This is a genomic window from Saccharibacillus sp. CPCC 101409 (assembly GCF_030518235.1).
GTDB lineage: Bacteria > Bacillota > Bacilli > Paenibacillales > Paenibacillaceae > Saccharibacillus.
In genome coordinates this window covers 40,297-64,705 of sequence record NZ_JAULSA010000015.1, presented here as the reverse complement: position 1 = coordinate 64,705, position 24,409 = coordinate 40,297, and the positions used below count along the sequence as shown (strand labels likewise).

22 protein-coding genes are annotated in these 24,409 nt (G+C 53.4%); 5 read left to right on the top strand and 17 right to left on the bottom strand.

Annotated features, from left to right (window positions below; genetic code table 11):
• Nucleotides 1-144: 144 nt before the first annotated feature.
• The 3 genes from glpX to QWJ34_RS22710 are packed head-to-tail and all read right to left on the bottom strand — an operon-like array spanning nt 145 to nt 2,657.
• The gene (gene glpX, locus QWJ34_RS22720) at nt 145-1,149 is read right to left on the bottom strand and encodes a class II fructose-bisphosphatase (protein WP_302731388.1); all 1,005 of its coding nucleotides are present in this window, start codon (nt 1,147-1,149) and stop codon (nt 145-147) included.
• Nucleotides 1,150-1,190: 41 nt separating this feature from the next.
• Complete coding sequence (locus QWJ34_RS22715; protein ID WP_302731387.1) at nt 1,191-1,997, bottom strand: pyruvate, water dikinase regulatory protein; 807 nt, start codon at nt 1,995-1,997, stop codon at nt 1,191-1,193.
• Nucleotides 1,998-2,015: 18 nt separating this feature from the next.
• Nucleotides 2,016-2,657 (bottom strand): helix-turn-helix transcriptional regulator, encoded by a 642-nt coding sequence (locus tag QWJ34_RS22710; protein ID WP_302731386.1) that lies wholly within the window; start codon nt 2,655-2,657, stop codon nt 2,016-2,018.
• A gap of 1,122 nt (nt 2,658-3,779) precedes the next feature.
• On the opposite strand from QWJ34_RS22710, the gene QWJ34_RS22705 reads away from it, so the two are divergent.
• On the top strand, nt 3,780-4,754 hold the full coding sequence (locus QWJ34_RS22705; RefSeq protein WP_302731385.1) for a hypothetical protein: 975 nt from the start codon (nt 3,780-3,782) through the stop codon (nt 4,752-4,754).
• A 138-nt stretch (nt 4,755-4,892) separates the two neighbouring features.
• On the opposite strand, the gene QWJ34_RS22700 is transcribed toward QWJ34_RS22705, so the two are convergent.
• Complete coding sequence (locus QWJ34_RS22700; protein WP_302731384.1) at nt 4,893-6,608, bottom strand: methyl-accepting chemotaxis protein; 1,716 nt, start codon at nt 6,606-6,608, stop codon at nt 4,893-4,895.
• Between the two features lie 124 nt (nt 6,609-6,732).
• The gene (locus tag QWJ34_RS22695; protein ID WP_302731383.1) at nt 6,733-8,169 is read right to left on the bottom strand and encodes an amino acid permease; all 1,437 of its coding nucleotides are present in this window, start codon (nt 8,167-8,169) and stop codon (nt 6,733-6,735) included.
• 483 nt (nt 8,170-8,652) lie between these two features.
• On the opposite strand from QWJ34_RS22695, the gene QWJ34_RS22690 reads away from it, so the two are divergent.
• Nucleotides 8,653-9,513 carry a Cof-type HAD-IIB family hydrolase gene (locus QWJ34_RS22690; protein ID WP_302731382.1) on the top strand — a complete coding sequence of 287 codons (861 nt, stop codon included), beginning with the start codon at nt 8,653-8,655 and terminating at the stop codon, nt 9,511-9,513.
• A 288-nt stretch (nt 9,514-9,801) separates the two neighbouring features.
• Here QWJ34_RS22690 and QWJ34_RS22685 read toward each other — a convergent pair whose 3' ends face one another.
• Together QWJ34_RS22685 and QWJ34_RS22680 are read right to left on the bottom strand one after the other, a co-directional pair.
• Complete coding sequence (locus QWJ34_RS22685; protein ID WP_302731381.1) at nt 9,802-10,224, bottom strand: VOC family protein; 423 nt, start codon at nt 10,222-10,224, stop codon at nt 9,802-9,804.
• Nucleotides 10,225-10,273: 49 nt separating this feature from the next.
• Nucleotides 10,274-11,491 carry a Bcr/CflA family efflux MFS transporter gene (locus QWJ34_RS22680; protein ID WP_302731380.1) on the bottom strand — a complete coding sequence of 406 codons (1,218 nt, stop codon included), beginning with the start codon at nt 11,489-11,491 and terminating at the stop codon, nt 10,274-10,276.
• Nucleotides 11,492-11,745: 254 nt separating this feature from the next.
• Here QWJ34_RS22680 and QWJ34_RS22675 point away from each other — a divergent pair, with 254 nt between their 5' ends.
• Entirely contained in the window at nt 11,746-11,952 is a 207-nt protein-coding gene (locus QWJ34_RS22675) for a DUF2536 family protein (RefSeq protein ID WP_302731379.1), read from the top strand.
• A gap of 14 nt (nt 11,953-11,966) precedes the next feature.
• Here QWJ34_RS22675 and QWJ34_RS22670 read toward each other — a convergent pair whose 3' ends face one another.
• The 4 genes from QWJ34_RS22670 to QWJ34_RS22655 form a co-directional block, all read right to left on the bottom strand.
• Nucleotides 11,967-12,731 (bottom strand): ABC transporter permease subunit, encoded by a 765-nt coding sequence (locus tag QWJ34_RS22670; RefSeq protein WP_302731378.1) that lies wholly within the window; start codon nt 12,729-12,731, stop codon nt 11,967-11,969.
• Nucleotides 12,718-13,647: an ABC transporter ATP-binding protein gene (locus tag QWJ34_RS22665; protein WP_302731377.1), complete on the bottom strand. Its 930-nt coding sequence runs from the start codon at nt 13,645-13,647 to the stop codon at nt 12,718-12,720. Before QWJ34_RS22665 ends, QWJ34_RS22670 begins: the two co-directional genes overlap by 14 nt.
• Nucleotides 13,644-14,297, bottom strand: coding sequence for an acyl-CoA-like ligand-binding transcription factor (locus tag QWJ34_RS22660; RefSeq protein ID WP_302731376.1), 654 nt, complete (start codon nt 14,295-14,297; stop codon nt 13,644-13,646). The genes QWJ34_RS22665 and QWJ34_RS22660 overlap by 4 nt, the downstream gene beginning before the upstream one ends.
• A 186-nt stretch (nt 14,298-14,483) precedes the next feature.
• Entirely contained in the window at nt 14,484-15,050 is a 567-nt protein-coding gene (locus QWJ34_RS22655) for an SF0329 family protein (RefSeq protein ID WP_302731375.1), read from the bottom strand.
• A 157-nt stretch (nt 15,051-15,207) separates the two neighbouring features.
• Between QWJ34_RS22655 and QWJ34_RS22650 the strand changes: the two genes are divergently transcribed.
• Together QWJ34_RS22650 and QWJ34_RS22645 are read left to right on the top strand one after the other, a co-directional pair.
• Nucleotides 15,208-16,176, top strand: coding sequence for an RNA polymerase subunit sigma-70 (locus tag QWJ34_RS22650; RefSeq protein ID WP_302731374.1), 969 nt, complete (start codon nt 15,208-15,210; stop codon nt 16,174-16,176).
• 98 nt (nt 16,177-16,274) lie between these two features.
• Nucleotides 16,275-16,712 (top strand): VOC family protein, encoded by a 438-nt coding sequence (locus QWJ34_RS22645; protein ID WP_302731373.1) that lies wholly within the window; start codon nt 16,275-16,277, stop codon nt 16,710-16,712.
• A 403-nt stretch (nt 16,713-17,115) separates the two neighbouring features.
• Here QWJ34_RS22645 and QWJ34_RS22640 read toward each other — a convergent pair whose 3' ends face one another.
• The 6 genes from QWJ34_RS22640 to rlmD all read right to left on the bottom strand — a co-directional run bounded on the left by QWJ34_RS22640 (nt 17,116) and on the right by rlmD (nt 24,285).
• Nucleotides 17,116-18,264, bottom strand: coding sequence for a hypothetical protein (locus QWJ34_RS22640; RefSeq protein ID WP_302731372.1), 1,149 nt, complete (start codon nt 18,262-18,264; stop codon nt 17,116-17,118).
• A 72-nt stretch (nt 18,265-18,336) separates the two neighbouring features.
• Entirely contained in the window at nt 18,337-19,443 is a 1,107-nt protein-coding gene (locus tag QWJ34_RS22635; protein WP_302731371.1) for an FRG domain-containing protein, read from the bottom strand.
• Between the two features lie 102 nt (nt 19,444-19,545).
• The gene (locus tag QWJ34_RS22630; protein WP_302731370.1) at nt 19,546-21,159 is read right to left on the bottom strand and encodes a DUF2326 domain-containing protein; all 1,614 of its coding nucleotides are present in this window, start codon (nt 21,157-21,159) and stop codon (nt 19,546-19,548) included.
• Nucleotides 21,149-21,379: an ABC-three component system middle component 7 gene (locus tag QWJ34_RS22625; protein WP_302731369.1), complete on the bottom strand. Its 231-nt coding sequence runs from the start codon at nt 21,377-21,379 to the stop codon at nt 21,149-21,151. Before QWJ34_RS22625 ends, QWJ34_RS22630 begins: the two co-directional genes overlap by 11 nt.
• Nucleotides 21,363-22,160 carry an ABC-three component system protein gene (locus tag QWJ34_RS22620; protein WP_302731368.1) on the bottom strand — a complete coding sequence of 266 codons (798 nt, stop codon included), beginning with the start codon at nt 22,158-22,160 and terminating at the stop codon, nt 21,363-21,365. The genes QWJ34_RS22625 and QWJ34_RS22620 overlap by 17 nt, the downstream gene beginning before the upstream one ends.
• A 247-nt stretch (nt 22,161-22,407) precedes the next feature.
• Nucleotides 22,408-24,285, bottom strand: coding sequence for a 23S rRNA (uracil(1939)-C(5))-methyltransferase RlmD (rlmD, locus tag QWJ34_RS22615; protein ID WP_302731367.1), 1,878 nt, complete (start codon nt 24,283-24,285; stop codon nt 22,408-22,410).
• Nucleotides 24,286-24,409 lie beyond the last annotated feature (124 nt).

Here is a 24,409-nt window from a genome sequence, read left to right as displayed (position 1 = left end):
CGGCACGTCCAAAAAAAAGAACCTTCGTCTCCGCGTAAGGCGCGGATTTGAAGGTTCTTTCGTGTGAACGGAGGGCATGTTCCACGCCCTATGGGGGGGGCCGGCCGGGACTTCCTGCCGGGCTGCGGCGGCCGATTCCGGACTTTACAGCGAAGCCGCGCGGCCGATCTCCGGCAGTTCCGGCAGGCCCGCCGGGAACTTCTTCATCGGCAGATAATGCATGCTGCGGATATAACGGATCGTGCGGCTGCTCGCCCGCATGATGACGGAATGCGTTTCGGCGCGGTCGGCTCCGATCATGCGCACGCCGTCGAGGAACTCGCCGCTCGTCACGCCGGTCGCCGCGAACAGCACGTCGCCGGTGCCGGCCATGTCTTCCAGCGTCAGCACGCGTGAAGGATCGCCGATGCCCATCGTAATGCAGCGCTGGCGCTCGAACGGGCCGTCCGGCAGCAGCCGGCCCTGCATATCCCCGCCGAGGCAGCGCATCGCGGCGGCGGCCAGCACGCCTTCCGGCGCGCCGCCGGATCCGAGGTACAGATCGACGCCGCTGCCTGGCAGCGCCGCAGCGATTGCGCCGGCCACATCGCCGTGGCCGAGCAGCTTGATCCGCACGCCGGCTCCGCGCAGCCGGGCGATCAGGTCGGCGTGGCGCTCGCGCTCCAGCACCATGACCGTCAGGTCGGACAGCGCTTTGCCGGTATACTGCGCCGCTTTTTGCAGCGTCAGCTCGACCGGCTCGTCGAGGCTGAGTTTACCGGCCAGCTCCGGGCCGCAGGCCAATTTCTCCATATAAATATCCGGCGCGTGCAGCAGGCTGCCTTTCTCCGCGATCGCGATCACCGCCTGCGCGTTGTGCAGACCGGCCGCGACCACTTCGGTGCCTTCCAGCGGATCGACCGCGACGTCCACTTCCGGGCCGTCTTTGCTGCCGACCTTCTCGCCGATGTACAGCATCGGCGCTTCGTCCATCTCGCCTTCGCCGATCACGACCGTTCCGTCGACGGACACGGAATCGAACATGGAACGAATCGCCGTCGTCGCCGCGCCGTCCGCCGCGTTTTTATCCCCTCTGCCGATCCATTTCGAAGCCGCCAGCGCTCCGAGTTCCGTCACACGCACAATCTCCAGGGTCAGTTCACGTTCCATTTTCCAATCCCTCCAGTCGTTTAGTCGAGACGATTTACGATTTACTCGGATAAATTGCCGAGAATCAGTCCCGCCGTTTCTTCGATCGCCCGATCCGTAATATCGACCACGAAGCAGCCGAGCCGCTGGTACAGCGCTTCGGCGTAAGCCAGTTCTTCCTTGATCCGCTCGATGCTGTCGTACTGCGAACCGACCGGCAGGCCGAGCGATTTCAGCCGCTGCGAGCGGATCTTGAGCATCGCTTCCGGCTCGATCGTCAGGCCGACCAGGCGCTTCGCCGGCAGGCCCAGCAGCTGCGCCGGCGGCGCGATCTCCGGCACCACCGGATAATTGACGACTTTCTTGCCGCGATGCGCGAGAAAGATGCCGAGCGGCGTCTTCGACGTGCGCGAGATGCCCATCAGCACGAGATCGGCCTGCGGCATCGCGCCGGGGTCGCGGCCGTCGTCGCTGGACACCGTGAATTCGATCGCTTCCATGCGGCGGAAATAATTCTCGTCCATCCGCCTCAGCACGCCCGGCCGCCGGGTCGGCGCGCCGCTGAACGTATCGATAAACGCCTGCATCATCGGCCCCATAATATCCACGATGCGCACGTCGAGCCGCACCGCTTCTTCGCGGATGGTCTCGCGCAGCTCCGGCTGTACGAGCGTATAGGCGATGAAGCCTTTGTGCTCGGCGGCTTCTTCCACCAGCTTCCGCAGCTCGTCTTCGTGCCGGACGTTGCCGTAGCGCTTGATTTCCACTTCCCGGTGTTCAAACTGATGGATCACGGCCTGGACGACGGCTTCCGCCGTGTCTCCGACCGAATCCGAACAAATCGTAATAAAAGGTGTACCCTGCTTCATCGTCCGCGTGTCCTCCCGTTAGCCTGTCGTTTCGATATCGAGGAGAAGTTTGACGATGGCCGTCTTGGTAAGCCGTCCCACGATAGCCGGTCTGCCGCCGGCTTCTTTCCCGGCCGCTTCCACGACCGGCAAACTGTCCACCTCGTGCATAATCATCTTGTGCGCCGCTTCGAGCACCGGTTCGTCCGGACCCGCCGTAATCACTTTGGGAATCCGGGTCATGACCATGCTGACCGGCATTGAAGCCGAGCCCGGATTGCCGAGCGTCACTTTCAAAAAGTCTTTGCGCGAAGCGACGCCGGTCAGCACGCCTTCTTCGTCGCATACGATCAGCGTGCCCACATCCTGCAAAAACAGCGTAACGACCGCGTCTTGAATCGTCGTCGTTTCGCGGATTACGATCGGCACGTCCTGGATGTCCCGCACTTTCGCTTCGCGCAGCCGTTCGCTGCCGCTGCCGCTTCCCGCCGCTTTGCGTCCCGGGAAATACCCGACTTTCGGCTTGGCGTCGATATATTCGAGCATCACCAGCAGCGACAGATCGGAGCGGATGGTGGGCCTCGACGACCCCAGGTTCTCCGCGATCTGTTCGCCGGTGATCGGCGCGTATTTGCGGACGATCTCCGCGATCTTCAATTGTCTTGCCGTCAGTTCGATCACTGCGTCCCTCCGCTTTTCGTTTGTTTCTGGGTCGAACCGTACCGCGTGTGACAAGCTGTTATTCGTAAAGTTGAGCTTTTCTGTTTATATAATACGCCATAATGAGACTTATTGAAACATATATGACGTCATATATACAACTAATTTTGTTTATAAATTTTTAAAATGCCGCTTATAAGAGCGTTCGGACTATGTTGAGAGTGATATTTCTTATATAAAACGTCATATATGAGTCTTATTCCGCCGGGTACGCCGAAAGATTGTGTAAAAAGTTCGGATCAGGCAAAGCACTGCGAACGGCATTTCGCTTGACCTCGAAGCTTCGCAGGGTTCTTTAGCATCGAGTCCATACTCCGACTAAGTGCCAAAATCCGCTTCCTTTACAGACGGAGGGTCAAGTCCATATCTAGGTGTACAAACGAGACGGCTCGTCGATCCGGCGGCGAGGCCGGAAGACGCGGGCCGCCGCTCAAGACTGAAAGGAAGCACCGGGGGATGCCCCTCAAATGCTGATGCCAGGTCAGCATTTGAGCCATAAATTCGAGGATCGAACGAAAATGCTGACTAAATGTGCAGATTGGGAGGGGAAAATTGCGAAAAACAACGCTTGGTTCGTAAAATGCGGACGAAAGGTCAGCATTTGCTGCGGAGCTTCAAAAGGACTTGCACAATGAGGGCGTAAAAAGAATGCCTAATTGTGTCTCCTTTTTGGGCCAGTGTTGGTACACATCATGATGGACTTGACCCCCGAGAGAAGAATAAGGTGGATAAATGCGGTTTATTCGGCCCGAAGGCGGTTAAAGGCGCGCTTCAGCGAACTTGAAAGCATGCCCTCCGGGAATGAGTCTTGCTCAAACCGCAAAGTTGTTTTCGAATGAATGGATCAAGTACATGGATTTGATGCCTTACGCCTTATTCCGCTTTCGGGATGCACCGATTCGTTTATGAATACGACTCCCTTTCTCTTCTTTTCATGAAAAAAAATCGAAAAATCCGTATAAAGTCACATGCCAAGCAAGCAGATCGAATGTTAATCTAATAAGTAACTCCCTTAATTTGATAAAACATTAGTTAAACGGGAGAGAAAGAAAATCCATGATGATTGTAGGAGGGGACAAGGAAATGGCTTATTGTTCAAACTGCGGGACACGGATCGAACCGGGGGAGGTTCACGTTTGCGGCCTGGAAAAAGAGACGCCGGATCGGGAAAACGGGTTCGCCGGGGAGGCGGACCGCGTAACGCTGCAAAAACAGCCGGCTTTCGCGCTTGCGCCGCAGCCGGAAGTATCATCGCCGATGTATAGCGAAACGCCGCCGCAGGCGGCCTCGGCTCAGGCTGTACCGGCCGCAGCAGCTCAGGTCGCGCCGGCTGCGGCAGCCGGAGCAAACGGCGCAGGCGGCGCTTCCGGGCAGCCGGGCGGTCCTTCGCCTGCGGCCCGCTGGGCCGAAAGCGCCAAAGCCGGGCTGGCGCAGATCGACACGGCGAAGCTGGTCGGCCTGCTCAGGAATCCGCTGTCCGCGCTGAAGCTCCAGGGAGATAAAGACCTGCCGCTGGGCGTCATCGGCATCGCCGCTTCCCTGCTCGGTTTCGTGCTCTGGGCATGGTCGTTCAAGCACCGGGTGATCGGCGCGATTTACGGCGGATTCGAAGACCTCGGACTCGGCGATTTCGGCAGCTCGATGTCGGCCGAACTGCCGATCGTCGGCCCGCTGCTGCTGACCGGGCTCGTCTCGCTCGCCGTGCTGCTCGCCGCTTCTTATCTGATCGGCGTGCGCCGGGGCGAACAGAAGCTGGACTGGCGCGAAGGACTGACCCGCCTCGGCGGTTTGCAGCTGTTCACGGGCGCGCTGTTTCTCGTCGGCGCGCTCGCCATGTTCGCCTCGCCGTCGCTCTCGTTCTTCCTGCTGTCGGCGACGCTGCTGCTGTCGCTTTCGCTGACGCTGCATGCCTCGATATCCGCTTTCCGCATTGCCGAAGAGCGCGCGTTCCTGTTTATGCTGCCGGTCGTCGCCATTCAGGTCTGCGCCGTGCTGATTATGCTGAACGCGTTCTCGAACCAGCTGGGCGGCGCGTTCGGCGGAATGCTCGGCCTGTAAGCGGTAAGGATTGAATACCGGCGGACGATCCGCCCGCCGGCGCGATCCCCGTGCGCAAACCAAAGAACCTTCGTCGTCCCGGAAAAGGGAAAGCGAAGGTTCTTTTTTTGCGCAGCTCGGCGCGGCGCCCGGCCCGCGTTATAGCTTGAACTTCTCCACCGCGCGCGCCAGCATGTCGATGCTGCGCTTCGACGCCTGCACGCCGTCCAGCACGCCGGAGGCGTTCTCGGCCGCTCCGTTCGCTTTCTCCGCGATGCTGCCGGTTCCGCTGGCTCCTTCGCCCGCCGCCTGCGCGATCTCGTTGGTGGAGCCGATCAAGGTTTCCATCGAAGCCAGCAGCTGCTCCGTCGTCGCGCTCAGATCGGTCGTCAGCCCTTCCGTTTCGCCCGCGCCCTGCGCGTACTCCTCCGTCGCTCTCAGCATCATCTGGTAATCGCGCTGAACGTTGGAACCGAAGAAATTCAGCAGGTCTTCGGAGTTGTTTTTCAGACTGTCGACCGAACGCAGCACCGTGCCCGTTACGCCCTGGATCTCGTCGGCCGCGTGCTTGGAATCTTCGGCCAACTTGCGGATTTCCGCCGCCACGACGGCGAAGCCCCGGCCCGATTCCCCGGCGCGCGCCGCTTCGATCGAAGCGTTCAGCGACAGCAGATTGGTCTGCGACGCGATCTGGAGAATCGATTCCGCCAGCAGCGTAATCCGTTCCACGGCGCGGGATTCTTCCATCGCCTGCTCCAGATTCGTTTTGACCTGATCGTACGACGCTCCGCCTTCGCTGTACGAACGCTGGAACGCGTCTTTCAGCTCGGCGGCCCGCGCGTTGATCCGTTCCGACGAGCGCGCGCCTTCCTGAGCTTTGAACGCGATCGATTCCAGCGCCCGGCCGATCTCGGCCGACGTGGCGCTCATATGGCGCGTCGCAAACGACGTCTGCTCCATGCCGGAAGAAAGCTGCTGCGTCGTCGCGGAGATATCCTGCATGCTGTCGTCGAGCGCGGCCATGCGGCCGGTCACGGCGTCCATTCTTTTTTCGTTGCCCTGGCTCTCGCTTTTGACGTATTCGATAATGGTCCGGAACTCTTTGCGGGCTTCCGCTTCGGCGCGAATCAGCGTCGCGAACTCGTCGCCCTCGCTCATAAAGCGCTCGTAGCCGGCATCGTATTTGAGATCCAGGTCGGCGGTCTTGCGGATCAGGCTGACGGCGACTTTCGTGCGCTTGCGCACGTTGCGGATCACAAGAGCCCCGATCAGCGCGGACACCAGCAGGGACACCCCGAGCACGATCCACAGCAGACGCTGCGTTTGATGCTCGTACGCGCTGCTGTCGGCGATGATATCGGTGCTGTACACGTCGAGAATCTCTTCGATCTGGTTGATGTCTTCGCGCGCGGCGTCGAATTTCTCCATCGACTCCCCGTCCGCTTTCCAGGCGGCGAACTGCGTTTCGAAGTCGGCGAACAGCTCGAACGCCGTTTTGCCGGAGTCTTCGTGTTTATAGGTTTCAAAACGTTCCGGGTGCGCGCTCATAATGTCTTTCGCTTTGCCGACGCGCTCGCCGGTCTGCTGCACATTTTCGTCGAAGTCGGCTTTCAGGTCGGTCAGCTGTTGGCCCGAAGCGTTCTTCATGCTTTGAAGATCGTTCAGCGCCTGGTAGAAATCGCGGTCGGCGTTCAGCAGCCAGGTGCTGCTTTGATGCGATTCGTTGTATAAACGTTCGATCAGCCGGTCGGACAGCTTGTCCACCAGCCCGATCGAAATCACGGTCAGCAGCACAAGCGCCAGCAGCGGCGGCACGATCGGCAGCAGCATTTTGGCACCCAGCGGCATATTGTTGAGGCGCAGCCGTTTGAACATCGGAAACCCACCCTTTCGCAATAAAAAAAGATCTTACTCTCCATATCGGCATTTTGCGCCCGCAATGAAGGAAGATCTTGGATTGAACGTTGGCGTTTTGCTAAAAAGTTCGGGTTTTGCCCGCCTACTCCCGCACCGCGGCTCCTCGCGCCGACGGTTCGGACGTACGGACGCTGTCGGCCGCATTCGCATGAACGCGTTCCGCCGGATTCTTTTTCCCGATGCCGAAGATGTAATATACCGCCAGCATAATCAGGATAAACGCCGCGCCCACGCCGAGCGACATGCGGGTATCGTCGTTGATCGCCATGCCGACCAGCACGAGCAGCAGGAACACGACGATGAAATAATTGGCCGCCGGGAACAGCAGCGATTTGAACGGATGCGCCGACATCTCGCCCGCGTGTTCGCGCCGGAAGCGGAACTGGCCGATCGCCATCGCGAACCACGGGATCATGCCGGGCAGGATGCTCGCGCTGTAGATGTACAGGAACAGTTTGGAGTCCGGCATCAGGTAGTTCAGCAGCACACCGAACAGCAGCAGCGCGATCGTGGTCATGATACTATTGCGCGGAACGCCGCTTGCGGACACTTTGCCGAAGAACTTCGGCGCTTGTCCGTTCTGTGCCAGCGTGAACAGCATCCGGCCCGCGCCGTAGATGCCGCTGTTGCAGCCGGACATGGCCGCAGTCAGCACGACGAAGTTGATAACGCCGGCCGCCGCGACGATGCCGACTTTGGCGAACGTCAGCACGAACGGGCTGCCCGTCACGCCGACTTCGTTCCACGGATAGATGGTCACGATCACGAAGATCGCGCCGACGTAGAACACGAGAATGCGCCAGACGATATTTTTGATCGCGCGCTTCAGCGTCACTTTCGGATTCTCCGCTTCGCCCGCCGTGATCCCGATCATCTCGATGCCCTGGTAAGCGGCGGTGACGATGCAGAGCGCGAACAGGAAGCCTTTGAGCCCGCCCGCGAAAAAACCTCCGTGACTGTACAGATTCGACAGGCCGAGCGGCACGCCGCCGTTGCCCCAGCCGAAGAAGATCAGCGCCGTGCCCATAATCAGCATCGCCACGATCGTGACGACTTTGATCATCGAGAACCAGAATTCGAACTCGCCGTAGAACTTGACCGCCGCCAGGTTCGCCGCCGCGATAATGCCCACGCCGACCAGCGCCGGAATCCACTGCGGAACGTCCGGGTACCAGTAGCCGAAGTAAATCCCGATCGCCGTCACTTCCGACATGCCGACCGTCAGCCACAGGAACCAGTAGCTCCAGGCCGTCAGATACCCCGCGACCGGATGAATATATTTATGCGCGATATTGGCGAACGAGCCCGTTACCGGTTCGGCAATCAGCATCTCGCCCATGATCCGCATGACCAGAAACATGACGATCCCCGCCAGCATATAGGCCAGCAGCACGGACGGTCCGGCCCACTTGATCGTGCTCGACGAGCCCATGAACAGTCCGACCCCGATCGTTCCCCCGAGCGCGATCAATTCGATATGCCGGGCTTTCAGCCCCCGGCTCAGCTGCTTCTCTTCCACACCCTACGCCCCCAAATCGTTTATCGATACTTATGCGTTAATGCGACACAGAATCGCACCAGCAAATTCTATGACAAGTATTTTCAAAAAACAACAGGAAATATCACCGCCGCGGCAGGACTGTGGTACGTGCAATATCGCGACGTCCACCTGTAGAGGACAAACGTTCATTCCGAAAGAACCGTTATCAGCGTAGACCGAAAAACGTTCAATCTGTTTGTCTTTGAAGAAAAGACAGAAAATTTTTGTTTTTTGTGTGAACTAAGCGCTTGTCTCAGTTTAAATGGTAGGCTTTCGTTCAGTTGAATTGCACACGGTTTAGGTGCGATTCAACTGAACGAAACCGAACCTCTACTTGAGACAAGTCGCGGATAGCCCGGCATTCGCTCAGAACCCGGCACAAAGCCGTTGACATGGAACGCGTTTCAGACCTTACACTGATTTCAGCGGAAACCGGGAGTTTCAGGCGGGAGGAGACAAGCAATGAACACGGATATTTCACGCAGAATCATTTTTCTGGATATCGACGGCACGCTGGTCGGCGACGACGGACGGGTGCCGGAATCGGCTCGAGCCGCCTGCCAGGAAGCGCGCCGAAACGGCCACCGCATCTATCTGTGCACCGGGCGCTCCAAAGCGGAAGTTTACGATGCGATCTGGACAATCGGCTTCGACGGACTGATCGGGGCGGGCGGCGGCTACGTGGAGTGCGGCGGCGAAACGCTTTATCACAAAAAGGTTCCGCCGGAAGACGTGCGGTTTATGGTCGATTTCTTCAACGAGCACGGCGTGGACTTTTACCTGGAATCGAATTCCGCGCTCTACGCCAGCCGCAATCTGCGTCCCCATCTGGAGCGGCGCATTTACGGCGATCCGGCGGTCGATCCGTACGCACGCGCGCGGTTGAAAGGCGAACCGCATCCGTTTATCGCGGGGCTGACCTACGGCGAACAAGATCTGTACAAAGACGATGTGAACAAGGTCTGCTTTCTGGAAAGCGAAGTGCCGTTCGAGCGTATCCGCGCGGAGTTCGGCAGCCGATTCCAGGCCATTCCCTGCACCGTGCCGATCTTCGGCGAACAAAGCGGCGAGCTGATGCTGCCCGGCATCCACAAAGCGATTGCGATCGCCGATCTGCTGGAGCATCTGGGCGAGCCGCGCGGGCGGACGATCGCCATCGGCGACGGCATGAACGACGCGGAGATGCTGGAATACTGCGCGGTCGGGATTGCGATGGGCAATGCCAAGGAAAGCTTGAAAAAGCTGGCGGACGACGTCACGGAAACGCTGGAAAACGACGGGGTGCGCCGGAGCTTTGTGAAGTACGGATTGATCGCGGAGTGATCGTGTAACGGCAGGCTAAGGACGGGCCGGTTGGGCCGATCCCGGACTAATCGAGAAACGATCCATAGGCTGATGGCGGCACGGTCGCGAAACGGACTGCAAAAATCCACTTTATGCGCCCGTCCGGACTCCGAATAGATCATTGAAATGCAGAAATCCACTTTATTTTCCGGTAACGGCCTCCAAACGAGACTTATACGGAATTAAAGTGGATTTCTGCGCTTTATGGCTTGTTTGACGGATGTGTACGTAGAATTAAGTGGATTATTGCATTTGAGTCAAGAGCCGTCACCTGGTCCGCAGCGAAATCGGGTGATCGTCGTTCATTTGCAGCAGATCCCACAGATTGCCGTACAGGTCTTTGAACACGGCGACCGTGCCGTACGGCTGCTCCTGCGGTTCGCGGACGAATTCGATGCCTTTCTCCTTCATCTCGCGGTAATCCCTCCAGAAATCGTCCGTGTTCAGGAAAAGAAACACGCGGCCTCCGGCCTGGTTGCCGACAAACGGCTGCTGCTCGGGACGCGAAGCTCTGGCAAGCAGCAGCGTCGTGCCGACCGAGCCGGGCGGCGATAACACGACCCAGCGCTTATCCTGCTCCGGCTGATACGTATCCTCCAGCAGCGTGAAATGCAGCTTCTCCGTGTAAAAAGCGATCGCTTCGTCGTAATCGTCGACGACCAGTGCGATATGGATAATCGATTGAAGCATAGGTGTACTCCTTCCTGAATCGGCAGATTGAAAAAGATATCGTTAACCCTCAGCCCTGCCCCGCGTCTTCCGGGCGCTCCGGCCGCGTCAGCCCGAAGAATGCCGCGCCTCCGAGCAGCGCGGTGACAAACAGGATCGCGCCCATCGGGACGGGCGTGGTCTCGTCGATGCCGACGAGCGGCGAGACGGCGGCGCCGATCAGCAGCGGGAACAGCCCCAGCACGGCGCTGGCGCTGCCGGCCCGGTGGCCCTGGCGCGCAATCGCCAGCGTGAACGTGCTGGTCGCGGTGATGCCGATCGTAATCATATAGACGAAGAGCGGCACAACGATGGTAAACAGCGGACCGCGGACGGCGGCCGCGATCAGCAGCAGAAGCGTGGCGCTGCCCGCCGTGATTACGCCGATGCGCAGCAGGCTGCGCTCCGGCACGAACGAGCTGAAGCGCCCGATGATAAAGCTGCCCGTAATAATCGCGATGCCGTTGATCCCGAACAGGATGCTGAATGCCTGCGGCGACACACCGTAGATCTGCTGGTAGACAAACGGCGTGCCGGCCACGTAAGCGAAGCTGCCGCCGTGGATAAAGCCCAGCGTCAGGGCGTAGCCCATAAACGAACGGTCGCGCAGCAGGCCGCCCATCGAGCGCAGCGAATGGCCGATGCTGCTCGGCATCCGGCGCTCCGGCGGCAGCGTTTCCGGAAGCTTGACCGCCACGGTCAGCAGGATCAGCACCCCGAGCAGGCCGAGGAAGTAGAAGATCGTGTGCCAGCTCGATCCCGACAGCAGCAGCGCCGCGCCGCCGGCGATCGGCGCCAGCAGCGGCGCGACGGCGTTGATGACCATCAGCAGCGAGAAGAACTGCGTCAGTTCCCGCCCGCTGAACACGTCGCGCACGACGGCGCGCGACAGCACGATGCCGCCGGAAGCGGTCAGCCCCTGGAGGAATCTTGCGGCGATCAGCATCTCGATGCTGCCCGCCAGCGCGCACATCACGGACGAAGCGGCGAACAGCAGCAGCGAGATCAGCAGCGGTCCGCGCCGGCCGCGCGCGTCGCTGATCGGCCCGACGATGATCTGGCCGATCGCCAGGCCGATCAGGCAGGAGGTCAGGCTGAGCTGGACCAGCGACGCCTGCGCGCCCAGATCGGCGGCGATGCCGGGAAAACTCGGCAGGTACATATCGATATTGAGCGGGCCGAGAATGCCGAGCGTGGACAGCAGCAGGGCCAGCCCGAGGCGTTCTTTACCCGTAGGGTTTTGCAGCATGATAATGAAGGTTCTCCTTTTCTGCGCAAACTGTGAATAATGATAAACAAAATTGTATAGAGCCTATATGCGGCTGTCAAAGACACATGTCCTTTCCCGTTCCGGCGGTGCGCCTTCCATCTAAGCTCCGCAATCGGGATGCACCCTGCCGATATGTTCTTGCCCGATGCCTCCCGCTCGTCTACAATAAAAAATTGCAGCGCATCGTTCGCGCCGCAATTCAATCGTTCATGATAGAGGAGGCCGAGATCAAGATGGACCTTATTCTCGATAGTATCAAAGACAAAGTGGAATGCCTGCAAGCCTACGACTTCGGCGAGCTGGAGCGCGCCATCGAAACGCGGATCGAAGTCAACAAAGCGCTGATGCTCCGCGTCAAGCAGGTGCAGCACCAGGTGACGTTCGATCCGATCCGCAGCAGGATGCTGTACAGCGCGGTGGTGCAGTTCGCGGGAAGCTGAGACGCTGCCGCGTTTCAGATCAGCAGATCCTTTTTCTTAAAAGTCACGATGCTGATTCCGTAAAACACAAGCAGATACGCCGCGATATTCAGCAGTCCGACACTCAGGTTCGAAGATCCGGCATCGCCGATCAGGCTGCGGTACAGATTCATCTGGTGCACGATCGAATACGGATTCAGGCTCCGCACATTTTCAAGCGCCGTCAGGATAAACATCACGCCCAGCGAGATCCCGATCGTGCCGCCCATGCTGGAAGACCGGATGGCGACCAGCGTAATGACCATGCCGAATCCCAGACAGGGCAGCGCGGTAAAAGCGTAAGATTGCAGCGTGATTCCGATCCCCCGCAGCGTCGAAAAAGCGGCATCGTCCGCCACCAGCCGGTCTCCCCATCCCCAGAACGCCGTGCCGACGATATACCCCTCCGCCATCACGACCAGCAGCAGGATCAGAACCGACACCGCGAGGGCGGCAAGCTTTGCGTTCAGAAGACCGATCCGCCCGACCGGACGCAGCAGAAACAGCTTGAGCGTACCGCTGCGGTATTCGTCGGAAATCATTTCGGCAAGCGTAAGCGCCATAAAGAAAATAAACAGCGGCATGATCCGGCTCAGCATCCACAGCGGAAAAGACTGCCCGTTCAGGACATTCGCGCCGGCGGAAGGGTTGGACAGTTCGGCCGCCGCCTGCACGATCATCAGCGCCGCCGAAATAACCATGAAGAAATATAATTTGTTCAGCTTAAATACTTTATACAGTTCGTTTTTAATCAGCCTCATGCCGTTCCCCCGCCTTCTGGATATCGAAAAAGAACTGCTCAAGCGTACGGCTCTGCGGAATCATCGCTTCGACCGCCACATGCTGCGCCACCAGCGCGCGGTTCAGCTCGGACGCGCCGGTTCCGGCCAGTTCCACCCGGATGCCTTTTGCCGCAGCCGATGCCGAGCGAACGCCCTGCATGCCGCGCGCAAGCTCCAGTGCCCGCCCGGCGTCGGGAGTATGCAGCTCGAATGTCTCGCTGTCCGATACCAGCAGCCGCTCGACGCGGTCTTCCACCAGCAGCCGGCCGTTTTTGACGATGCCTACCCGGGTACAAATTTGCTCGACTTCATGCAGCAGATGGCTGGAAATGAAGAAAGTGATGCCCCGCTCCGCGGCGAGGCGAACGATCGTGTCCCGAATCTCCGCGATCCCCTGCGGATCGAGTCCGTTGGTCGGCTCGTCGAGAATGACCAGCCCGGGATTATTGAGCAGCGCGCCGGCGATGCCGAGCCGCTGCTTCATGCCGAGCGAGTAAGTCTTCACTTTATCGCGCGCCCGATCCGACATCTGCACCAGATCGAGCGCTTCCCGAATACGGGCGTCGTCCAGACCGGGAGTTAGCTTTGCGATCAGCTTGAGATTCTCGTACCCCGACAGATAGCCGTAAAAAGACGGATCGAGCATCGCGCCCACGGTGGAGATCGCTTTTTTAAAATCGCGCCGCACATGGATTCCGTTCAGCTCGACGTCCCCGGAATCGGGAGCGATCAGCCCCAGCAGCATACGGATCGTGGTCGTTTTCCCCGCCCCGTTCGGACCCAGAAACCCGTAAATATCCCCGCGCTCCACATGGAGATTCAAATCGCCGACCGCCCGCCTTTTGCCGAAACTTTTGTTGAGCCCGCGCGTTTGCAAAGCCAATTCGCCGCTCATGGTTCAACCCTCTCAACGCTCAAAGGCAGTCCCGCTTCGAGATGCTCCAGGCCGGCGTCCAGCGTCCGGTAGTATCTGTCCATGAACCCGTCCGACAGGTCTTCTTCGGTCCGCGTCCAGGCCGCCATCCATACGCCGGCGATCGCGCCGGAGAAGTTCGACACCGCAAAGTCGTCCGCGCTGCTCCCCGCCCGCTCCGCTACCATTTCGTTAATCAGGCGCATCTTGTCGGCGGAATGGTTTAGTATGGCGCCCCGCAGCTCGGGAACCGTGCGCAGCAGCAGATGGCGGGCTTGAATTTGTTCGTTTTCCTCCTGCGGGCTTTCCAGGAACAATTTGGACAGCGCGCGCCGCAGAGCCTGGATCACGCTTTTGTCCCCGGATTCCGCCAGCGCGGCTTCCATCACCGTGCGGTCGATATAATCGAGATCCGCGAGCACGACATCGGCTTTGGTGGCAAAATAACGAAAAAAAGTCACGCGCGAAATCGCCGACGCTTCCGCAATCTGCTCGATCGTCGTCTCGTTGTAGCCCTGCTGCGTAAACAATTTCAGCGCTTCTTTTTGAATGACCGCTTTGGTCTTCGCTTTCTTCTGCTCCTGCCAGCTCGCAGCCGGCCGGCCGCCGCTTTGCGATTCGTTCGGATTCATGGGATCGTGCTCCTTAGGTTTATGGGATTCTTTTTAAAAGAGAGATTGAAATGATACTAATATCAAATGATACTAGTATCATATTAATTGCAAATAGACGCGGCGTCAAGCGTAGCCGCAAGGGGCGGACGACAAAAAGACGCCGGCCGCTTCGCCCGCGTCTTCGTGTTCGCTGCTTTGTAAAGCTTATGCCCTGCGCCGCAGCTCGTAAAAATACTGCACGATCGGATGCTTCAGCTTCACCGTCTCCGACATGTTCGAAATCCGCTTTTTCCCGACCCGTTTGTCCACCAGGGCCAGAATATTCAATAGAATATCCGGGCTGTCCAGACTTTCTTCGATCGAAGCGGCGAGGAATTTGTTGGCGGTGGCGACGAAGTTCGATTTGGTCAGCGCAGCCTGCGCGGCCAGCAGCTCTTTGGCGTGCTCCGTGCTTTTGCGGCTTCTCGCCATCACGACCAGCCGGTCTTCCGGGATCGGCCCTTTGGCGCTCTGACGGACCGCTTCGATCTCTGCTTCGCTGACCGGAATCTGGAGATTCGGATCGTTCTTGATCTCCTGATCGTTTTGATACCACCTGATCCGGTTCGATTTATCGCTCATGTTGAGGATATTTTTCTTGTCCACGGTAATGTGGCAGGTGCCGGCTTTATCGGGAACGTAGCGGTAGCTGGTGGAGCGATACTCGACTTTCCCTTTGAGCGAAGGCGCGAGAAAGCTGTCCAGCTGCTGCTGTAGTTTGCTCCAGGACATGGGACCCTCCTAACTGCAGATGCATTCCATCCGTTTTTAATGAGCGTATCACAGCGTTATAGCGAGCACAAGGAAACGGAACATGTGTTCTTGTCCGGCTTTTTTTGCTATACTTCAGAGAAGAAAGCCAAAACCGCCCGAAGGAGGAAGCGCGCCTATGAGCTTGACCCCTTATGGAGAGTTGGATCTGATCGAGGAGCTGCGGCCCGAGCTGCTCGGTTATTGTTACCGGATGACGGGCTCGCTGTTCGAAGCCGAAGACGCGCTGCAGGAAGCCCGGATTCGCGTGTGGCGGCATCGGGATCAGCTGCGCACAGAGGAGGCCCGCAGGGCCTGGATCTACCGCATCGTGACCAATATCTGTCTGGATCGCCTCCGAAGCGCGAAGCGGCGGGCGCTTCCGATGGACCTGTCGGAGTCGGCGGCGCAGATCGCGGAGCCGCGGGACACGCTCCCTGCGGAAGCCTGGATCTGGCCGGCGCCCGCTTCCCTCGGCGATCCGCTGAATATTGTGTTGGACAAGGAAACCCTCCGCCTCTCCTTCCTCGCGCTGCTGCAGCGGCTGCCGCCCCGGCAGCGCGCCGCCCTGATCCTGCAGGATGTGTTCCGCTGGCCGGCCGCGGAGGCGGCGGAAGCGCTGGGCATGACCAAGGCCGCCGTGGGCAGCGCTCTGCAGCGGGCGCGGGCCTCGCTTGCCGGGACGGAACTCCGCTCCGAATCGCTGCGGAATCTGGACAACGACGCGGATCGGGAACTGCTCGACCGTTACGTCGAGGCGTTCGAGGCTTACGACATCGACGCGCTGCTGACGCTGTTTCATGAGCAGGCCGGTCTGTCGATGCCGCCTTTTGTCATGTGGGTGAGCGGCAGGTCTTCGATCGCTTCGTTCTACGAGGCCGTGCGCCGCCATTGTACGGGCTCCCGGCTGCTCCGGATTCGGGCGAACGGAGGATGCCCCGCTTTTGCTCATTATGTACCGGCCGGAGAAGGCGGCCCCCTCACGCCTTGGTCGATTCAGATCCCCGAGATCCGGGAAAGACGAATCGTGCATCTGCATCATTTTATCGACGCCGCCTTATTCGAACGATTTGTTTTGCCCCGCACCGATGAATTCCCGGCGCCGTGATCGTCTGTACTGATGACGTTGCTTCCGGGGCGTGTCTTCAAAGTCGGGAGCTTGAAGACACATTCTGAGCGATCACGCCATTTGAGGAGGATTCATCAATGACCAAAGTTAAGCTTACCCCGTACATTACGCTGGAAGGACAGGCCAAAGAAGCCATTCAGTTCTATGAACAAACGCTCGGAGCCGAAGTTCTGGGAATCCTGACCTACGGAGACATGCCGAATATGCCGGATACGTTCACCGAGGAACTCAAAGTGCTGATCGCGCACGCGCAGCTGCGGATTGGCGAGTCCGAACTGATGCTGTCGGATAGCCCCGGCCCCTCCGCCGTCGAAGCCGGCAAGCGGATCACGATCTGTATAACGACCGACAGTATGCAGCAATCCAGACAAGTCTTTGAAGCTTTGCAGCAGGGCGGACAGGTCAATATCCCCTTCGGCGAAGAAGCGTTCAGCCCGGGATTCGGCGACGTGACGGACCGGTACGGGGTGACTTTTCAGGTTTATACGGAGGTTGAGTCGGGGATGGAGGGGTAGCTGTTCCGGCATCAAGAGATGGAAGTACGAACAGCGTCGGCGTAGGGAGCGCCGGCGCTGTTTGAGGTGATTTGTTGTCTTCATTTTGAGACTGGCGTGCGCTAAAGGAAATACAAATTCACTTATATCCCCATTTCACCCCTAACTCGCACGTTCCTTTACTCCAAACCCCGCCGCTCCAACAACGCCACAGCCTCCACATGCACCGTCTGCGGGAACATAGGCGGGTTGGTTGGGGTTTGAAATCGTAGTGAAGTGCCGGTGTTTATAGGGATTTGAAATTAGGTATTTGTTTCTTTTGGGTTCCTTTTGAATGCAGTTTGCTCGATTTCGTCCCCAATTCGTCCCCAGTTTTATAAATTTACAAATATGCTACCTGAGTGGCACGTAAGATTTTTTATCGTTAGTCCAGATGACCGATTATTGTTTCATACATTGAGATTATCTTGTCGATCACAACATTATAGATAACTTCATTATCTCTGCAGTTCTCATTCAATCCTATGCGCTTGCATACAGAAATTAACTTTTCTTCTCGACTCTCAGTGGAAGTTAAGTGAGCATATACGATTCGCAAATCGTATAAAACAAACAGCGGAAGCAAGAGCTGATCTACTGTTTCTTCCGTTAAATTTAGAAATTGAATCAACCAACAACGAAGAATCTTCATCCCTCTTAACTCAGCTAAATCTTTCTTTTCCAGATTGGAATTCTGAACTATAAAGGCCTTGATTTCCTTTACGTTCAGCGATTCAACAAAAATCTTGTTGATATCCTCATATGTATCACCAATTTCTTTGTCAGTAAACAGTATTGGCTTACTTATACGTTTAGCGATTACTTCAGCTTCCTCATCTAACATGAACAAATTCAAACCATATTCTTGTAAAATTAATTGAGATAATATTTTTCGCAGTGACTTAACATGATTGATCTTTGAAGGTCCTGTCCAGACAGCTTCGAATTGCCCCTCATAAAATTCAGAACCAACATCGTGATCAGAGGGAATATTTTTAGCTCTTAAGTAATATTGCTCTTCTTCTGGCAAATTAACGATATCTATCAACCACATTATCACTTTATTATTTCTGTTGATCCCAAAAGAAATACCAAATTCTTCAGATGTTATCTGCCCATAAGTTTCGCTACCAAGATGTACTGTATAGCGTGGATTATGTATATAGTTAATTAATACATCAAGTGAGAAAAAGACCGGCGAAAATTCTCCAAGTTTCCCGAGATTCAATGCTGGTATAAAAAAGCAGTCAGATTTTGAAATTTTAAAATCTACGCAGCCTTTCGGATACTGCAACTTCTCGAAAGGTTCATCACTATGCCCTTTAAGCTGAAATACTTTTCGGCCTGACTCTTTGTTATCTGTTATAAACTTTTGAATCTGTTTAGAGGTATGGTCGGGCAAATCAATATTCCCGCATGTAGGACAAATAAGTAAAGGTAATGAATCAAAAGCTATTATTATTTCATCTTGTTCATAAACGTATCGTTCAAAATGAAGAACTTTCCAGTCGTCGCAATTACACCGTAATTTCACTACTCTGCACCATCCCTAATTCAATGCTATTAAATAATTAAACTGATCCACTTTCAATTGCATATTTTATGATTATAAATACTTCTTTTTGATATAAGAGGCTACGTTATCGTAATCACCGTATATGAACTTTTGATGGAAACCTAAAAAATCAAGTTCTTTTCTAATAGTTTCTTTGTTCTCTATTACGATGATCTGACTTGGCCAGACACGTTGTTCAGCTAGTATTTCTGTATCGTACACATCTTCAACATAATGCAGATAAGATTGATAAATAAATAATCCTTGCTGATTTCGTCCTCTATCAAAACTTAGGATTGGTGAATACTTAAAAATAGGCATTACATTAAACCAAAAAATCGGTTCTTTACTATTAATAATTTTTTTTAAGAATTTCTGCAAATAGGAAGTGTATAAAAACACCGCAAATGAATAATCTAAACCATCTTTTATCTTTTCAGATAATTCTTTTGCCTCTTCTTCATCATCGAACAACAAAACCATTTTAAAAATTTCCTCTTTATACTTGCCCTCATTATATGGAATAAACTTTTTAGGAATTGAATTTTTTTCGAATATGGAGCTGCAATATTCGTAGTAATCTTCATTTAAATTTTTAAGATGTTTATAAAACATATAGGGATTTTTCTTTTCGAAATTTAAAAACAGCTTATACATGTCGAACAAAATTCCATTTTTATTATAAGCATACATTTCTAAAAAGTTTTCGTCTCCATACTTTGTAAGCACGCTGGTAATGTCAATCATATTGTCTTCAAAAAGGTAGACGAATCCCCTTTTCTCATCTAGTTTTTCATCTTTCAAATCTTTAAAATCTTGACAGGCAAAATACAAAGCAATCAATGGCGAAATGGTAATATCCACAAGGTTAGTCGGTATTCCATGGTGCTGTGAGAACGCATTGAAATGTAGCCGCTCATCCTCAGATAATTTATGCCAAACTTCTCTTTTGAATTCTTCTTTCATCTTTGTTAAAGAAGGTACTGTATTACCTCGCAAACCAGAAGAAGAAGTTTCAGAATAGTTTGTTGGCTCACCTCTAAACAAGAAGTTTTTATATTTCCCATTTGAAAAAAACTTTATATATCCTGCTAGGTCTTTTACTATAAATTCTTTGGGAAGTGGTAGTCCTTTTATTTTTCTATCAGAAAATCTCAAAAGATCGCCTACTTTTCTATATCTTTAAAAGAAACTGTTTAAAGATACAAAGTATTTTTAAGTAACCTTGGCTTCACGATTACACATTATATCTTTTATACACTATTTGTTATTCCACGAGCGACCAAATAGTTCATTTCCATTTGGTGATAATTCTAAAATACAAGTTCTTTTTAAGATCTCTTGACTCTTATTTGTATAGGCTGTCTTTTTATCAAAAGAAATAAAGATCTGTTTGCCTATACTTTCATACTTATTTAATATTTTCTCGATAGCTTCATCCGCTATTTGTTTTAAAACTACGGAATCATGTATCAATATAGGCAGCTCGGACAGTTCAAGAACACTTATATCGTAAACTACCATATTTTTATAAGAAGTACCTGTTCCCGTGTCATCTACCGTTTCAAAAGTATATGTAGTCCCATGAAAATTTATAGTAGGAGCTTTTTTCTTTCCGGAATATATATAGTCGTTCACTTCCTGCATTTTATCATTAAGCAAACATTCTAATTTTTTCAACTGTTCTTGCTTCATTTGGTCTCTTCTACTTTTAGTATCTTTTTTAGAAGTGATCAAATTGTCTAACTTTAAATAAGCTAAATTCTCACGCTCTATAGCTTCGCTTCTTTTTTGTAAATTCGAATACGTTGCTAGCACTGTCTTAGACAGCGTAGGAGTCTGAATAATATCCTTGATTTTGTTTTCAATAGTTTTAATTTCACTTTCTGATACAGTTAGCAAAGCGTTCAGACTCTCTTTTTTCTCTTTTAATTCTGATTTCAATATAGATTTTATTTCAAAATGGAAGTTTTCGATCTCTTCCAATCTTCTTGTATCGGCTTCCGGAAAAAACTTTAGTAGCTCTTCGAGTTGTTTGGATTTTATACTCGAGTTTTCTTTTAAGTTATTTTCTATAGAAGTGATTTGAGAGTAATATCTGCTTCTTTGTCTTCTTATAACTGAAAGTTGTTGCTTTAATTTTAAAACTTCTTCTGTTTTAACCGAATCCATATCCAATAAATTATTATCCAGTTGTGTCGCCATTTTTTCTTTGTCTTTTTCGAGTTGGCTAAGTTCTTTCTCATTAGCTCTATACGTTCTTACTCCTATACTTGAAATAAGATTGTACTTTTGAGCGTCTTTGTATGCCTTCAGTTCTGACTCTACCTTTTTAAAAAGATCCTCTAGCTCAGAAATTTCATTATATAAATTGAACAGCTTTAAAAGAGCATTTATTGGCGCACCTGCACGTTCTTTTTGAGATACATCAAGAGGTCTTTTTTCATTTAAGTTATCCTTACCATAAACTCTTGAGAACCTACCCACAACTTCACGAAAGCTTATACCAGGGATATTTATTTCATAATTTCTTTTCAAAAGTTCATAATATTCTAGAAGAGTAATAGTACGCACAGGTGCATAGCGCTCATTACATACATTTACCAATTCTAATTCAGTTGTATCTCTAGAAAAGAAGTATTTTTGCTCGTTAAATTCAAAGCAAAACTTAATTACATGGCTACCAATGTTCCTCTGAATTTCAGTGGATTTCAATACATAATCCTTTCCCCCAAAAACAAAATCAATGATCAGCAAAAAAGTTGATTTACCAATCGAATTACTTCCAACATCATCTCCCAAAACGGTATTCAAATAAGGTAAAAATTCAATTCGTTTTTCCTTGAATTTATTGCATATGATCTCATACAGCATTATGAATTCTCCTTAACTCAAAATCGTAGTCAATTTTTCTCAAAGCATATAAGCATGTTAAAGCTTCAATAAATTCAGCAATATCTTGAAAATCACTTTGAACTACTACATACAATTCATATAGACTAATATCTTTTTTCTTAACAACTATGCTCAATATTTTGGGCAACTTGCTTAAAGTGCTTTCTTGATAGGTATATAATTTATTGGGTAATTTCATTGAATACCTCGCAATTCTGCACAAAATATGAGATTACTGCTTCACATGCTTCATTAGAAGCACTAGTACACTTAGAATTCATCCATCTTACAAGCTGTTTAAAAATCTCGCTTTTGTCTTCAATTTCTTTTTCACATTGTAGAAAACTAGTTTTAATTTGAGATGAAATAATGTTGAAATTCACTTGCCCAGATGAATCTAAATCCTTAAAAGTTTCTTTAATAAGATTAAAATACATGTATACATTCATCTCGATCTTGTTCCTTAACATGCTGTATTTATCCTCTATTTTACTGGAAATTTTCAAGGCATGGTATTCTAACTTCATATCTTGCAAAGCAACAAAGTCAGCATTGGAAAGTGAGTCTATAATAAAGACTATTTCATTTTCTAAGATTTGATTAGAAATCGACACTTTGCTTTTAGAAGCAGCTAGAAACCTTTTTTTATATTTCAGTAAACGAAGGTATTCTTCTAAAGTTTTGTTATCGTCATACTCACCGTGACACTCTTTACATAATGCAATTTTATTCTCAAAATCCTCACAGTTTATTCCTAAACGTTCAACACCTAAAAGTATTTTTAATTCATTTACTGTTGGACTATTAGGATATATATGAGCTATCTCGTACTTTTTATGTGTACGTATGCCCTTTTCAACAATCAAGTACTTTCCGCAAAGAGGACATACACCATCTACTTCTAGTAAATGCTTGCTGTCTAAATTAGTTGTACTCTGAGTTCTTTTGATAAGATAAACATCACTACTCTCTCCTGCCATGCTTATTACATCCCTCCAAGATTTTATGGAGCCAAAAAACCAGTAACTCGATTTTTGAATTTAAGTAAAATCGAAATGATAATTCTCTTAAAATGAATTTCTATTCTATATTGCTTTCTCCTTCCAAACAAACGTTCTTTTTTTCAGTAATTATATTTTTGTAGTCATTATTACCAAGCAAACTAAAAGGGACACGAATAAATTCGTGTCCCTCCCTTTACTTGAACCACTATAGAAAAGCTAGCCACTACTTCCGCCGCACCAACAAAGCCACCGCCTCCACATGCACCGTCTGCGGGAACATATCCACCGGCTGCACCTTCACCGTCTTGAATCCGCCGTCTTCCAGCACCCGCAGATCGCGAGCCAGCGTCGCCGGGTTGCACGACACGTACACCACGCGCTCCGGCTTCATTTCCAGGATCGTTTCCAGCAAACGGATATCGCAGCCTTTGCGCGGAGGATCGACGACGATCACATCCGGGGTGATGCCCTGCTCTTTCCAGCGCGGGATGACGTCTTCGGACGCGCCAACTTCGAATTCCGCGTTCTCGATGCCGTTCAGCACGGCGTTCTTGCGCGCGTCTTCGATCGCTTCTTTGACGATCTCGACGCCGTAGACCCGCTTCGCTTTCTGCGCCAGGAACAGGGAGATGGTCCCGATGCCGCAGTAGGCGTCGATCACCGTTTCGCTGCCGGTCAGGCCGGCGTACTCCAGCGTTTTGCCGTACAGCACTTCCGTCTGCGCCGGATTGACCTGGTAAAAAGAACGGGCGGAGATCGCGAATTTCACGTCGCCGATATAGTCGTGGATGACTTCTTCGCCCCACAGAACGCGGGTCACGTCGCCGAAGATCACATTCGTCTGCCGCGTATTCACATTCTGACAGATACTTTTTACGTCCGGAATCCTGCTCCAAATCTCTTCGACCCAATCGTCCACGCGCGGCAGGCGGTCGCCGTTGGTAACGAGCACAACCATTTTCTCGCCGGTTGCAAAAGCGACCTTCACGACCACATGCCGCAGCAGGCCGCGGCCGGTCTCTTCGTCGTAGGCGCTGATACCCAATTCACGACCGATCTGCTTCACCGTCTCGACCATCTCGTCGTTGGCTTCGTGCTGGATGATGCACGTCTCCATATCGACGATGCGATGGCTGCCGCGCGCGTAGAAACCGCCGATCAGGCGGCCGTTGTCCTGGCCCATCGGGACCTGCGCTTTGTTGCGGTAGCGCCACGGCTCGCTCATGCCGAGCGTCGGCGGCACGAGGATGCCGGCGGCGCCGGGGGCGTGAGCAGCCTCGGACCCGCCGACAGTTGCCGAGCCGCCGAAATCCGGCGCGGCGGCCTCGGAAGCCGGACCCGCCTCGCTATCCGGCAGGAATGCTTCCGAGACCGCTCCGCCGCCTTGCGCAGTGCCCGAATTCTCGTAGCCTTCTCCTCCGCCGAACGCGGTTGCCGCCTCTTCCGGCGTGACTACGGTCTGCGCGGCAGTTTCGCCTTCCGAATCCGCGCCTCCGCTATCGCGGCCCGCTTCGCCCGGTCCCGCCGCTTGAGCCCCGGCCTCGGCCGTTGCCGCCGAAGCCTTCGTCCCGTCCGCTCCTATCGCGCCGCCGGTCCGCAGCGCTTCGCCCGCACCTTCGCCTACTGCCGACTCCGCCCCAAAAGGCCGCACATTCAGCTTCCCGATCCGCTCCAGGCTGTCCGCGACCTGCCGCCGCTTCCATTCCAGCTGCGCCGCATAGTCCATATGCTGGATCTGGCAGCCGCCGCAGCGGTCGAAGATCTCGCACGGCGGCTCTACGCGCGCTGGGCTGGCCTCCAGCAGCGTCTGCATTTTGGCGTAGCCGTACTGCTTTTTGGTCTTGAGCACTCTGGCCGAGATCCGCTCTCCCGGCAGCGCGCCCGCGACAAACAGGGTATATCCGTCGGCGCGGCCGACGCCTTCGCCGTCGTGGTTCATACCGACGATGTCGATCGTCACGTCGTCGTTCTTCGCCACCGGCAGTCCGGCGATCTCCGCCGTCTGGCGGTTCGACGCCGATCCTTTCTCTCCGCCGCCTCGCCCTCTGCCGCCCCGGCTTTGTCCGCCGCTTCTTCCGCCGCGGCCGCTGTTGTTCTTCATCTATGTCACTTCTTTCGCTTGTATTCGTCGTCTTGATCGCCTTTGCGCACGCTATCTATAGACACGCCAAAAAGGAGGACCGGCGTTCCGCCCGGCCCTGTAAGCCCAGCGGAACTTCTCGCCC